The sequence below is a fragment of the Micrococcus sp. KRD026 genome, assembly GCF_017168445.1.
GTDB lineage: Bacteria > Actinomycetota > Actinomycetes > Actinomycetales > Micrococcaceae > Micrococcus > Micrococcus luteus.
The window spans coordinates 77,588-90,317 of the sequence record NZ_JABFBA010000019.1 but is presented as its reverse complement, the minus strand read 5'-3'; the positions used below and the strand labels follow the sequence as shown (position 1 = coordinate 90,317).

The window sequence follows — 12,730 nt, the reverse complement described above, 5'->3', positions numbered from 1 at the left end:
CGCTCCCCCGGCGATTCGGCGACTTCTCGCAACGTCCTCGCAGGGAGCACGGGTATGCCCTGATGATTCAGAGCCAGTCTAAGCCGAAACACGCGGATTCTCCGCACCGTGACACGTGCCGATCGTGTCTGGGAGTCGGGTCCGAGCATCCTGGGCGCGGTGCCCGGACACGACGACGGCGGGCCGGCCGAGGCCGACCCGCCGGTTCGCGGTCCGTGGCGCTCCGGGCGCCCGCAGATCAGTGGAAGGAGTCGCCGCAGGCGCACGAGCCGCCCGCGTTGGGGTTGTCGATCGTGAAGCCCTGCTTCGAGATGGTGTCCTCGAAGTCGATGGTCGCGCCCATGAGGTAGGGCACGCTCATCTTGTCGACGATCACCTCGACCCCGTCATAGTCACGGACGGTGTCGCCGTCGAGGACGCGCTCGTCGAAGTAGAGCTGGTAGATCAGGCCCGAGCAGCCGCCCGGCTGCACAGCAACGCGCAGCCGCAGGTCCGTGCGGCCCTCCTGCTCGAGCAGCGAGCGCACCTTGCCGGCCGCCACGTCGGTCAGCTCGACCTCGTGCGGGGGCAGGCCCTCGGCGTCCTGGGTCGCGCCGATCTCGACGCCGGTCTCCTCTGCGGACAGAGCCATCGTGACCTCCTCAGATCATGGGGCGCGGACGGGGCCGTCACGCGCGTGTGGTCTCCCGGGCAACACTAGCCGCCCACGGAGCATTCCCGGTCCGCCGCACCGGCGGCGGAACGGGCGGCGCTCATGCGGAGAGCCGCGCGAGCCAGAGCGCCTCGGCCACGACGGCCCGCTGGAAGTCGTCGATGTGCAGCGACTCGTTGGCCGAATGCGCCCGCGTGTCCGGGTCCTCCACGCCCGTGATGAGGAGGGTGGCCTCCGGGAAGACCTGGGCGAGGTCCGCGGTGAACGGGATGGAGCCGCCCATGCCGATCGCCCGGGGCTCGACGTCCCAGGCGTCCTCCAGGGCCGCCATCATCGCGGCCGCGGCGGTGGCCGAGGTGTCCGTCGTGAACGGCTGACCGAACTCCCCCGCGGTGACCGTGATCTCCGCCCCGAGCACCGCCGCGGACTGCGCCTCCAGGTGGGTGCGCAGGGCCTCGAAGGCCTCCGCGGGGTCCATGCCGGGGCCCAGGCGCAGCGAGAACTTGGCGCGCGCCGCGGGCTGGATCGTGTTCGAGGACTCCGCGACCGAGGGCGCGTCGATCCCGATGATGCTCAGCGCGGGAGCGTTCCACAGCCGGTCCGCGACCGGACCGCGGCCGGCCAGGGTCACCCCGTCCAGCACGCCCGCGTCCGCACGGAAGACGTCCTCCGGGTAGTCCAGGCCTGCGGTCTGCCGCGGCTCGAGGCCGGGCACGGCGACCGCCCCGTCCGCGTCGTGGAGCGTCGCGATCAGCCGCGAGAGCAGGACGACGGCGTCCAGGACCGGCCCGCCGAACATGCCGGAGTGCACGGCGTGGTCGAGCACCCGGACGGTCACCGTGCCGTCCACCAGCCCGCGCAGGGAGGTGGTCAGCGCGGGCTCCCCCACGGCCCAGTTGGACGAGTCCGCGACGACGATCGCGTCGGCGTCGAGGCGCGCCCGGTGCTTCTCCAGGAAGGTGCGGAAGGTGGGCGAGCCGGCCTCCTCCTCGCCCTCGATGAACACGCGGACGCCGACGCCGGCATCGGGCAGGACATCCCGCAGGGCGGCGAGGGCGGCGAGGTGGACCATGATGCCGGCCTTGTCGTCGGCGGCGCCGCGGCCGTACAGCCGCCCGCCGCGCTCGGTGGCCACGAGCGGCGGGGTGTCCCAGAGGTCCTCGTCCCCGATCGGCTGCACGTCATGGTGGGCATACAACAAGACAGTGGGCTTGTCTGAGGCGCCGGGCTTCTCACCGATCACCGCCGGCCCGCCGGGCCGGCCGTCGTCGCGGGTCTCGGTCACGATCTCCACATGCTGCAGGCCCGCCGCGCGCAGCAGGCCCGCGACGGCCTCGGCGGACCGCTCGAGCTGGGTGCGGTCCGCTGAGTCCCAGGCGATGCCCGGGATCGCCACGAGATCGGTGAGGGTCTGGAGGGTCGTCGGGAAGCGGGCCTCGACGGCCTCACGGACGGCGGAGACGAGGGCCGCGTCCTGCGGCGCACGGGAGGTGATGTCAGTCATGACGGCCAGCGTAGACGGCGGCCGGGCCGAGGGCCGCGCCTCCGGCCGGGCCGGATGCGCCCCACCACTAGACTGGACGGGTGTTCAAGCGAGACAAGACCCCCGAGACCGCGCCCGCCCCCTCGACTCACGGCTCCTCGGCTGCTCCCGCCGAGGGCGCCGTGTCCGGGGCCGCGCCGCGCGACCGCTCGCAGGGCAAGAAGGGCCCGACTCCACGGCGCCGCGACCAGGAGGCCGCGCGCCGTCGCACCCTGGTCCCCGAGGATCGCAAGGCGGCCCGCAAGGCCGAGCGTCAGGCGATGGCCCAGGAGCGGATGCGCCAGCGCGCCGCGCTGGAGACCGGGGACGAGCGCGGCCTCCCGGCACGCGACAAGGGGCCGCAGAAGCGCTGGGTCCGTGACTACGTGGACGCGCGCACCGGCATCGGCGAGTGGCTCATGCCCGTCGTCTTCGCCTACGTCGTGCTCATGTTCATCCCCGGCCGCGAGGCGCAGCTGATCCTGATGATCAGCCTGTACGCCCTCGTGGCCCTCGTGCTCATCGAGAGCTTCCTGGTCAGCCGGCACATCAAGAAGGGCCTCACGGAGCGCTTCGGCACGCCGGAGCCCGGGACCGGCTTCTACGGCATCATGCGGGCCCTGCAGTTCCGCCGCATGCGTCTGCCCAAGCCCCAGGTCAAGCGGGGCGAGTACCCCGCCTGACACGACACCGCGTGACGGCCCGGACCCCCGGTGGGTCCGGGCCGTCGCGGCCCCGGCGAGCAGACCGTCAGCCCCGCAGGGACCGCGCCAGCCCGGCGGTGGTCCGGCCGGCCCAGAACGGCCCCTCGTAGAGGAACGCGGTGTAGCCCTGGACGAGGTCCGCGCCCGCGTCGAGCCGGGCCTGGACGTCGTCGGCGTCCGTCACCCCGCCCACGCTGACGACGGCGGTGCCCGTCGGCAGCGCCGCCCGCAGGACCTGCAGCACCCGCATCGAACGCTCCTGGAGCGGGGCGCCGGACAGGCCGCCCGCGCCCAGGGCGTCCACGTCGGCACGCGGGGTGCGCAGACCCTCCCGGGAGACGGTCGTGTTGGTCGCGATGACACCGTCGAGTCCGAGGCGCTCGGCGAGCGCCCCGACGGCGCGCACGTCGGCGTCCGCCAGGTCCGGGGCGATCTTCACGGTCAGCGGCACGCGACGGCCCGGGACCGCACGGTCGGCCTCCTCGCGCACCGCCGTGAGGATCGGCTCCAGCGCGTCGATCTCCTGCAGCTGACGCAGCCCCGGCGTGTTCGGTGAGGACACGTTGACCGTCAGGTAGTCGGCGTGGGGCGCGAGCAGGCGGGTCGAGGCCCGGTAGTCGTCCGCCGCGTCCTCGAGCGGGACCACCTTGGTCTTGCCGATGTTCACGCCCAGGACCGGCCGGGCCGGGCCGAAGCGGCGCTCCAGCGTCTGCCGGGTCCGCGCCAGGCGGGGGGCGACGGCCGCCGCGCCGTCGTTATTGAAGCCCATGCGGTTGACCAGCGCCCGGTCGTCCACGAGACGGAACAGTCGGGGCTGCGGGTTGCCGGGCTGCGGCTGCGCCGTGATCGTGCCGACCTCGATGTGGCCGAACCCGAGGTCGGCCAGGGCGGCGGTCCCCCGGCCGTCCTTGTCGAACCCCGCGGCCAGGCCGAAGGGCGTCGGGAACCGCAGGCCCATGACCGTGCGCGCGAGCATCGGGTCCGGGCGGAAGGCGGCGCGCAGGGCGGCGGACGCCCCGGTGCGCTCGGCCAGCCGGATCGCGTCGAAGCCCCGATGATGCGCCCGCTCCGCGTCCATGCCGCCGAACACGGCACGGAAGAAGGGCGGGTACAGGCGAGGCGCGCGGGAGGTCAGGATGCCGTCGACGGCGGACTTGGGATCAGGCAGCTGCATGCCCCCATCCTCGCACGGGCCTCCCGCCCGCCCGGGGTCCTCCTACAGTGGTCGGATGGCCCGTGACCCGCTCCAGCCGCCGCCCCCGGACCCCTCCGCCCCGCACGGCGCACCCGCCGGCGGACCGACGGAGGAGGACACCCGCCCGTTCCTCGACGATCCGCCGGGCCTGGGCTGGGTCCCGGACGGGCTGCCGGGCTTCGAACGATGCACGCTCGGCCTCGACACCGATGAACAAGGACAGAACCTTGTCACAGTGGTGCGTCCGCGCACCGACGCCGCCCGTGACCCGGCCCGGCGGCCCATCCTCTCGGTGCACGGCTGGAGCGACTACTTCTACAACGCCCCGCTCGCCCACGCGTTCGAGGCCGCCGGCTACGCCTTCCACGCCGTCGACCTCCGCCACTACGGCCGCTCGCTGCGCACGGGACAGACGCCCGGCTGGACGGACGACCTGGCCCGCTACGACGCGGACCTCGAGGCCGCGTTCGAGACCATCGCCCAGGACCACCCGTTGCCGCCCATCCTCATGGGACACTCCACCGGCGGGCTGATCGCCGCGCTGTGGGCGGACCGGAATCCCGGCCGCCTCGCCGCGCTCGTGCTCAACAGCCCGTGGCTGGAGATGCAGGGCAGCGCGGGGGTGCGCCTGCTGGCGAAGTCCATCGTGGGGCCCGTCTCCGCCATGAAGCCCTACGCCATGCTCACGCTGCCGCGCATCGACCACTACTGGCGCACCCTCTCGGACCAGGCCGAGGGCGAATGGGACCTGCACCCGCTCTGGCGTCCCCCGCACGCGTTCGAGGTGCCGGCCGCCTGGCTGAGCGCGGTCCTCTCGGGGCACCGGGCCGTGGCCGGGCGGCTCGACGTCACCGTGCCGATCCTCGTGCTCGTCTCCGCGCGCGGGCATCGGGGCACGTCCTACGCCGAGGCGATGCTGACCTCGGACATCGTCCTGGACCCCGACGCCATGGCCCGCCGCTCCCTGCGGCTCGGCGACCGGGTGACCGTCCACCGGCTCCCCGACGCGCTGCACGACGTGTTCGCCTCCCCCGCGTCGGTGCGCGAGGCGGCCGGTGCCGCGACGCTCACGTGGCTGGGGGCCTACGCGCCGCCGTCGGCGTCCGAGGCCGGCGCGCCGGACGACGGCGCCGGCTGAGGGGTGTCCACGGCGCCGCCGTAGCGGCGGTCCCGTCGGGCGTAGGTCTCGACGGCGGCCCACAGGGTCCGCCGGTCGACGTCCGGCCACAGCACGTCCAGGAACAGCAGCTCCGCGTAGGCGGACTGCCACAGCAGATAGTTGGACAGGCGCTGCTCCCCCGAGGTCCGCAGGAACAGGTCCACGTCCGGGACGACGTCGATGTCCTGACCCGTGCGGAAGCCGCGGTCGAGGTAGCGGGTGATGACGTCCTCGCTGATCTCCCCCGGCCGCATCCGGCCGGCCCGGACCTCTTCGGCGATCGCCTGGACGCCGTCCAGGATCTCGGCCCGGCTGCCGTAGTTCACGCACATGTGCAGGGTGGTGCCGGTGTTGTGGCGGGTGAGCTCCTCGGCCTCCTGCAGCTCCCGGATCACGGGGGTCCAGAGGCGCGGGGCCCGCCCGTTCCACCGGATCCGCACGTTCCACGAGTGCAGGGTGTCCCGCTGCCGGCGCAGCACGTCCCGGGAGAAGCCCATGAGGAAGCGCACCTCCTCCGCCGAGCGCCGCCAGTTCTCGGTGGAGAACGCATACGCGGACACGTGGCCGATCCCCAGCTCCACCGCCCCGGCGACGACGTCCAGCAACGCCGCCTCGCCGGCCCGATGGCCCTCGGTGCGCGGCAGGCCGCGCTGGTTGGCCCACCGTCCGTTGCCGTCCATCACGATCGCCACGTGCCGGGGCACGAAACGCGGGTCGATCCGCGGGGCGACCGCGCCCGAGGGGTGCGGCGGCGGGGACTGCGGGGCTCGGTCGGCGCTCATGGTCTCCTCTCGACGCGCGGGGCGGGGAGGCCGAGGTCCTGGTCCAGGACGGACAGGGACACCAGGCGCCGCTCGGCGTGGAACTGCAGGTACGCCGCCACGATACCGGCCGCCTCGCGGCGGGCGGGGGCCCCGGAGGTGTCCGCGGTGGCCCAGTCCCCCGCCGCGAGGGCCGAGAGCAGGTCGAAGGTCTCCGGGGCCGGGTGAGCGGCACCGGGTGGCCTGCACTCGGGGCAGACGGCCCCGCCGAGGCCCACGTGCAGTGCCGTGTGCGGGCCGGGGGCGCCGCAGCGGGCGCACCGGTCGAAGGTCGGGGCCCAGCCGGCCTGGGCGAGCGCGCGCAGCAGGAACGAGTGCAGGATCAGGCGCGGGTTGTGCGCGCCGCGGGCCAGCGCGGCCAGCGCGCCGTGGAACAGGCGGTACTGGGCGCGCCGGCCGTCGTCGTCGACCGCGGGGACCCGCTCGACGGCCTCGGCGAGGGCGCCGGCGACGGTGTAGGCGTCGTAGTCAGCGGCCAGCATCGTTGCGTACGGGTGCAGCAGCTGCGCCTGGCTCACGGTGTGCAGCTCCCCCCGGCCGCGTGCGAGCTGGAGCGTGGAGTGCATGAACGGCTCCACCACCGAGCCCAGCCGGGAGGAGGTCTTGCGCACCCCCTTGGCCATGGCCCGGACCAGGCCGTGCTCGGGGGTGAGCGCCTCGATGATGCGATCGGCCTCCCCCAGACGGTGGGTGCGCAGCACGATGGCCTCGGTGCGGAACGAGTTCGCCGCGTAGCCGCCGTGCCGCGCACCCCGCCGGGAGGAGCCGGAGCCGCTCACGCGCGCAGGGCGCGGTTCACCGCGGACACCACGGCCTTCAGCGAGGCGGTGGTGGTGTTGTGGTCCAGGCCGACGCCCCAGAGGACACGGTCGCCCACGGCCGCCTCCACGTAGGCGGCGGCCATGGCCGCGCCGCCCTCGGACAGTGCGTGCTCGGAGTAGTCGAGCACGCGGACGTCCACGCCCTCCTCGCCGAGGATGCGCAGGAACGCGTCGATCGGGCCGTTGCCCTGCGCCGTGCGGGTCTGCGTGACGCCGTCGACCTCGAGCTCGGCCTCCATCCGGAACGCGCCGTCCTCGCCGGAGGCCGAGGAGACCGAGCGGAGCCGGTAGCGGCCCCACTGCGCCTCCGCCGCGTCGGCGGGCAGATACTCGTCCTGGAACACGCGCCACAGGTCGGCGCCGGAGACCTCGCCGCCCTGGGCGTCGGCCAGATCCTGGATGACGTGGGAGAACTCGATCTGCGCGCGGCGCGGCAGGTCCAGGTTGTGCTCGGACTTGAGCAGGTAGGCGACGCCGCCCTTGCCGGACTGCGAGTTCACGCGGATGACGGCTTCGTACGAGCGGCCGATGTCCTTCGGGTCGATGGGCAGGTACGGCACGGCCCACGGGATGCCGTCCACGTCCGTGCCGGCCGCCTTCGCGTCGACCTCCATCGCCTCGAAGCCCTTCTTGATGGCGTCCTGGTGGGAGCCGGAGAAGGCCGTGAAGACGAGGTCGCCGCCCCAGGGCGAGCGCTCGGGCACGGCCAGCTGGTTGCAGTACTCGACCGTGCGCTTGATGTGGTCCATGTCGGAGAAGTCGATCATGGGGTCGATGCCCTGCGAGTACAGGTTCATGCCCAGCGTCACCAGGTCGACGTTGCCGGTGCGCTCGCCGTTGCCGAACAGGCACCCCTCGATGCGGTCCGCCCCGGCCAGGTAGCCCAGCTCGGCGGCGGCCACGCCCGTGCCGCGGTCGTTGTGCGGGTGCAGGGAGAGGATGAGCGAGTCGCGGTGCTCCAGGTTGCGGTGCATCCACTCGATCGAGTCGGCGTACACGTTCGGGGTGGACATCTCCACCGTCGCCGGCAGGTTCAGGATCATCTTGCGGTCGGTCGAGGCCTCCAGGACCGTGGCCACCTCGTCCGAGATGCGCCGGGCGAACTCGAGCTCGGTGCCCGTGTAGGACTCGGGCGAATACTCGTAGGTGATCTGCGTGCCCTTGAGCTGCTCTTCGAACTTCTTCACCAGGCGCGCGCCGGAGGTCGCGATGTCCACGATCCCGTCCTCGTCCTGCCGGAACACCACGCGGCGCTGCAGCACCGACGTCGAGTTGTACAGGTGCACGATGGCCCGGTCGGCGCCCTCGAGCGCCTCGAAGGTGCGCTCGATCAGGTGCTCACGGGACTGCGTGAGGACCTGGATGGTGACGTCGTCCGGGATGTGGTCGCCCTCGATGAGCTGACGGACGAAGTCGTAGTCGGTCTGCGAGGCGGACGGGAAGCCGACCTCGATCTCCTTGAAGCCCATGCCGACGAGCAGCTGGAACATGCGCAGCTTGCGCTCGGGGCCCATGGGGTCGATCAGGGCCTGGTTGCCGTCGCGCAGGTCCACGGCGCACCAGCGTGGTGCCTCGGTGATGACCTTGTCCGGCCAGGTGCGGTCCGGCAGGGCGACCTCGATCTGGTCCTGGAACGGGACGTACTTGTGGAACTTCATCCCCGACGACTTCTGCAGGTGGGCGCTCATGCGTGTTCTCCCTCGACGTGCGCGCGGCGGCCGCGCGAAAGGTGGATGGTCGGTGACCGGACCGGGAGGTCAGGGGCTCCGCACGGGGTGTCCGGTCCGGTGGGAGGCGTCCTGCCTCCGCATGCGCTCAGGCGGCGTGGATCACGGCCTGGCACGGGGACCCCGTGCGGCCGGGAAGTAGCAGGCGGGCCGTGGCCGGCGCTGTCGTCGCGAGGCGGAGGGACATGCCCCCGACCCTAGCACCGAGGTGGGCCGGGCCACAGGAGGCCGCCCCCGTGTGACGCACGACGACGGCGGCCCGCTCCGGCGCGTGCGCGACCGGGCCGGGGCCTCCGGCTCAGAAGCCGAGTCGGCCGAGCTGCTTGGGGTCGCGCTGCCACTCCTTGGCGACCTTGACCCGCAGGTCCAGGTGCACCTTGGTGCCGAGCATGCGCTCGATGCCCGCCCGCGCCTGCGCGCCGATCTCACGCAGCCGGGAGCCGCCCTTGCCGATGATGATGCCCTTCTGGCTGTCCCGCTCGACGAAGACGTTCGCCCACACGTCCATGAGGGGCCGATCCGCGGGGCGGTCCTCGCGCAGGGACATCTCCTCGACCACCACGGCCACCGAGTGCGGCAGCTCGTCGCGCACGCCCTCCAGGGCCGCCTCCCGGATGAGCTCGGCCACCATGACCGCCTCCGGCTCGTCCGTGAGCTCGCCGTCGGGATAGAGGGGCGGCCCGGCCGGCAGCAGGCCCGCGAAGACGCCCAGGACGTCGTCGACCTGGCGGCCGGCCACCGCCGAGACCGGCACGACGGCCGCGAAGCCCTCCCCGCCGTTCTCCGGCCCGAGGACCTCGTCGCCCAGCGCGGTCACGGCCACGAGCTGCGCCATGAGCTGCTCCGGGCCCACCTTGTCCGTCTTCGTCACCACGGCGACCACCGGGGTGCGGTGCAGGTAGGAGAGCTGCTGGGCGATGAACCGGTCGCCCGGGCCGATCGCCTCGTCGGCCGGCAGGCACATGCCCACGGCGTCGACCTCGTTGAGCGTCTCCGCCACGAGGTCGTTGAGGCGCTCGCCGAGCAGGGTGCGGGGCCGGTGCAGACCCGGGGTGTCCACGAGCACGAGCTGGAAGTCCTCGCGGTGGACGATTCCGCGGATGGTGTGGCGCGTGGTCTGCGGCTTGGAGGAGGTGATCGCCACCTTCTCCCCCACCAGCGCGTTGGTCAGCGTGGACTTGCCAGCGTTCGGCCGGCCCACGAGCGAGACGAAGCCGGAACGGAAGCCGTCCGCGGCGCGGGCCGGATCGACGAGATCGGTCATGGGGTCATCCTTGTCAGGCAGGGAGTGGGGTGGGGCGGCCGGCTCAGGCCACGGGGTCGGCGGGCTCGGCGCCGTGGGCCTGCTCCTCGCGCCGGCGCAGCCGCACCGGACGGTCGGGGGTCTCGGAGACGCGCAGGCGCGCGACCCGGTTGCGGCGGGGCTCGAGGGTGTCCGCGACGAGCTCGATCCCCTGGACCACGACGCGCGAGCCCTGGATCGGGACGCGGCCGAGCTCCTTGGCGAGCAGGCCGCCGACCGTGTCGACGTCGTCGTCCTCGTCCTCCTCCGGCAGCTCGAACTCCTCCCGGAAGTCGTGGATGCCCATGCGCGCGTCGACGGAGTAGACGCCGGGCGCGACGAACTCCACCTCGGGGCGGTCCGGGCGGTCGTCCTCGTCGTAGATCTCGCCGACGATCTCCTCGATGAGGTCCTCGAGGGTCACGAGCCCCGCCGTGCCGCCGTACTCGTCCACCACCACGGCCACGTGGGTGGACTCGCGCTGCAGCTCCTGCAGGAGGGTCGCCACGGACTTCGACTCGGGGACGAAGCGGACGTCGCGCATGACCTCGGTGACGGGGGTGTCGGTCGCAGCGCCGTCGTGGTGCAGGGCGCGGGTGACGTCCTTGAGGTGCAGCATGCCCCGGATGTCGTCGGCGTCGTCGCCGATCACCGGGATGCGGGAGTTGCCGGAGCGCAGGAACAGGGCCATCGCCTGGCCGAGCGTGTGGTCGGCGTCGATGGTGACGACGTCGGTGCGCGGCACCATGACGGAGCGGACGATGGTGTCGTTCATGGAGAACACCGACTGGATCAGCTCCGCCTCGGAGTCCGCGAGCACGTCCGCGTCGTGGGCGCGGGCGACGAACTCACGCAGGTGGCGCTCCTGGAAGTCGTCCTCGTCCTCCGGCTCGACCTCGCGACGGCGCCGGTCCCGGTCCAGTCGGGCGGCGAGCGGGCCCAGGGCCCGGCGGAGCACCCACACGAGCCCGCCCAGGCGGCGGGTGACGGCGGCCTCGTTGCGGGAGCCGATCGGCCGCGGGCTCCAGACGCCCAGCAGGGCGGCCACGCCCACGAGCACGACCGCGGCGATCGCCACGGCGAGCCACGTGTCGTCCACCACCGCGTCGGCGGCCGCGGTCAGGCAGACGGCGGACAGGGCCTCGGCCACGAAGCGCCAGACCCGCAGGGCCCCGAGGTGGCTCTCCCGCTCGCGGGCGATCTCCAGGACCTTGGAGCCGGGCTGCTCGCGGACGATGTCCTCCGCATCCCGCCGGGAGAGGTAGGAGAACGCGGACTCGGCCAGGGACAGCGTCCAGGTCAGGCCGAGGAAGACCAGGAAGAGGGCGAAAAGGACGGCGGGTGTCAGCATGGGCGGTGCCCTCAATCCTCGACGGTGGGGGCCGGGGCGGGCCGGCCAAGGACCTCGGAGACGAGCCGATCCTGGAGCGTGAACATCTCCTCGCGCTCGGCGTCCTCGACGTGGTCGTACCCGAGCAGGTGGAGCATGCCGTGGGTGAGCAGCAGGAGCAGCTCGTCGTCACGGGAGTGCCCGCCGCGCGCCGCCTGCTCGGCGGCGACCTCGGGGCAGAGCACGACGTCGCCCAGCACGCCCTCGGCCGGCGCCTCGGGCGAGCCGGGGGTCAGCTCGTCCATGGGCAGGCTCATCACGTCGGTGGGCCCGGGCAGGTCCATCCACTCCTCGTGCAGCTCGGCCATGCGCGCGGCGTCCACGACGGTCACGGCCGTCTCGGCGCGCTCGTGGACGTGCAGGCGCGCGTACACGTGCCGGGCCATGCGCAGCAGCGCGTCCTCGGGGACCTCGATCCCCGACTCGTTCAGGATCTCAACGGCCACGGCGGGCCCCTCCTCGCTTCTGGGACCGCTCCGCGGGCCCGCGGGCGGCGTCGTAGGCGTCCACGATGGCGCTCACCAGCGAGTGCCGGACCACGTCGGAGGAGTCGAAGCGGACCATCTCCAGTCCCTCGATCCCCTCGAGCACCTCGACGGCTTGGGCCAGGCCGGACTGGGTGCCGCGCGGCAGGTCCACCTGCGAGGTGTCGCCCGTGACGACCATGCGCGCACCGAAGCCGAGGCGGGTCAGGAACATCTTCATCTGCTCGCCGGTGGTGTTCTGGGCCTCGTCGAGGATCACGAACGCGTCGTTCAGGGTGCGGCCGCGCATGTACGCCAGCGGGGCGACCTCGATGGTCCCGGCCTCCATCAGCCGCGGGATCGACTCGGGCTCGATCATGTCGTGCAGCGCGTCGTACAGGGGGCGCAGGTACGGGTCGATCTTCTCGGAGAGCCCGCCGGGCAGGAAGCCGAGCCGTTCGCCGGCCTCGACGGCCGGGCGGGTGAGGATGATCCGGTTGACCTCCTTGGCCTGCAGCGCCTGCACCGCCTTGGCCATCGCCAGGTAGGTCTTGCCGGTGCCGGCCGGGCCGATGCCGAAGACGACGGTGGAGCGGTCGATCGCCTCCACGTAGTCCTGCTGGTGCAGGGTCTTCGCGCGGATGCGGCGGCCCCGGCCCGAGAGGATCGAGTCCAGGTGCAGCTGACCCGCGCCGCGCCCGGTGGCGGCGTCGCGGACGTGGTGGACCACCTGGCCCATCACCTCGGGGGTGACGGCCTGGTCGCGGCGGGCGATCGAGCGCAGGTCCTCGACGACGCGCCGCACCGTGGCCACCTCGGCCACCGGCCCGGCCAGGTCCAGCCGCTGGTCGCGGACCGTGACGTCCACGGTGGGGAACACGCCGCCGAGGATCCGCAGCAGGGCGTCCTGCGGTCCGAGCGTGCGGACCATGAGGTCGGCGGACTCGAACGCCACCCCCTCGTGCGCGGTGGCGGGCGGGGTCGGGGTCGTGG

Annotated in this window: 12 protein-coding genes; 2 read left to right on the top strand and 10 right to left on the bottom strand. The window is 73.2% G+C overall.

The genetic code is table 11. From position 1 onward, the window contains the following. Positions 1–238: 238 nt before the first annotated feature. Positions 239–631, bottom strand: a complete 393-nt coding sequence (gene erpA / locus J1M40_RS06820; protein WP_002854644.1) for an iron-sulfur cluster insertion protein ErpA — start codon at positions 629–631, stop codon at positions 239–241. 121 nt (positions 632–752) lie between these two features. Beyond that, on the bottom strand, positions 753–2,156 hold the full coding sequence (locus J1M40_RS06815) for a dipeptidase (RefSeq protein ID WP_036315118.1): 1,404 nt from the start codon (positions 2,154–2,156) through the stop codon (positions 753–755). Between the two features lie 80 nt (positions 2,157–2,236). Between J1M40_RS06815 and J1M40_RS06810 the strand changes: the two genes are divergently transcribed. Further along, positions 2,237–2,857 carry a DUF3043 domain-containing protein gene (locus J1M40_RS06810; protein ID WP_036315121.1) on the top strand — a complete coding sequence of 207 codons (621 nt, stop codon included), beginning with the start codon at positions 2,237–2,239 and terminating at the stop codon, positions 2,855–2,857. Positions 2,858–2,924: 67 nt separating this feature from the next. Here J1M40_RS06810 and J1M40_RS06805 read toward each other — a convergent pair whose 3' ends face one another. Further along, a complete protein-coding gene (locus J1M40_RS06805; protein ID WP_051995260.1) occupies positions 2,925–4,052 on the bottom strand; it encodes a quinone-dependent dihydroorotate dehydrogenase in 1,128 nt (375 codons plus the stop codon). A gap of 55 nt (positions 4,053–4,107) precedes the next feature. Between J1M40_RS06805 and J1M40_RS06800 the strand changes: the two genes are divergently transcribed. Then, on the top strand, positions 4,108–5,211 hold the full coding sequence (locus J1M40_RS06800) for an alpha/beta hydrolase (RefSeq protein ID WP_036315124.1): 1,104 nt from the start codon (positions 4,108–4,110) through the stop codon (positions 5,209–5,211). Here the strand turns inward: J1M40_RS06800 and J1M40_RS06795 are convergent. The 7 genes from J1M40_RS06795 to J1M40_RS06765 form a co-directional block, all read right to left on the bottom strand. Then, positions 5,157–6,014 (bottom strand): isoprenyl transferase, encoded by an 858-nt coding sequence (locus J1M40_RS06795; protein ID WP_036315127.1) that lies wholly within the window; start codon positions 6,012–6,014, stop codon positions 5,157–5,159. The two genes, J1M40_RS06800 and J1M40_RS06795, sit on opposite strands and share 55 nt — an antisense overlap. Next, positions 6,011–6,832, bottom strand: a complete 822-nt coding sequence (gene recO / locus J1M40_RS06790; protein WP_122054344.1) for a DNA repair protein RecO — start codon at positions 6,830–6,832, stop codon at positions 6,011–6,013. Before recO ends, J1M40_RS06795 begins: the two co-directional genes overlap by 4 nt. Beyond that, positions 6,829–8,562, bottom strand: a complete 1,734-nt coding sequence (gene leuA / locus J1M40_RS06785; protein WP_036315132.1) for a 2-isopropylmalate synthase — start codon at positions 8,560–8,562, stop codon at positions 6,829–6,831. The genes recO and leuA overlap by 4 nt, the downstream gene beginning before the upstream one ends. A 337-nt stretch (positions 8,563–8,899) precedes the next feature. Beyond that, complete coding sequence (era, locus tag J1M40_RS06780) at positions 8,900–9,865, bottom strand: GTPase Era (protein WP_002854662.1); 966 nt, start codon at positions 9,863–9,865, stop codon at positions 8,900–8,902. Positions 9,866–9,908: 43 nt separating this feature from the next. Next, positions 9,909–11,234 (bottom strand): hemolysin family protein, encoded by a 1,326-nt coding sequence (locus tag J1M40_RS06775; protein WP_159228124.1) that lies wholly within the window; start codon positions 11,232–11,234, stop codon positions 9,909–9,911. A gap of 11 nt (positions 11,235–11,245) precedes the next feature. Then, entirely contained in the window at positions 11,246–11,719 is a 474-nt protein-coding gene (ybeY, locus tag J1M40_RS06770; RefSeq protein ID WP_010078622.1) for an rRNA maturation RNase YbeY, read from the bottom strand. Next, positions 11,709–12,730 (bottom strand): PhoH family protein (locus J1M40_RS06765; protein WP_036315146.1); only part of this gene is annotated, 1,022 nt, incomplete at its 5' end. The genes ybeY and J1M40_RS06765, both read right to left, overlap by 11 nt.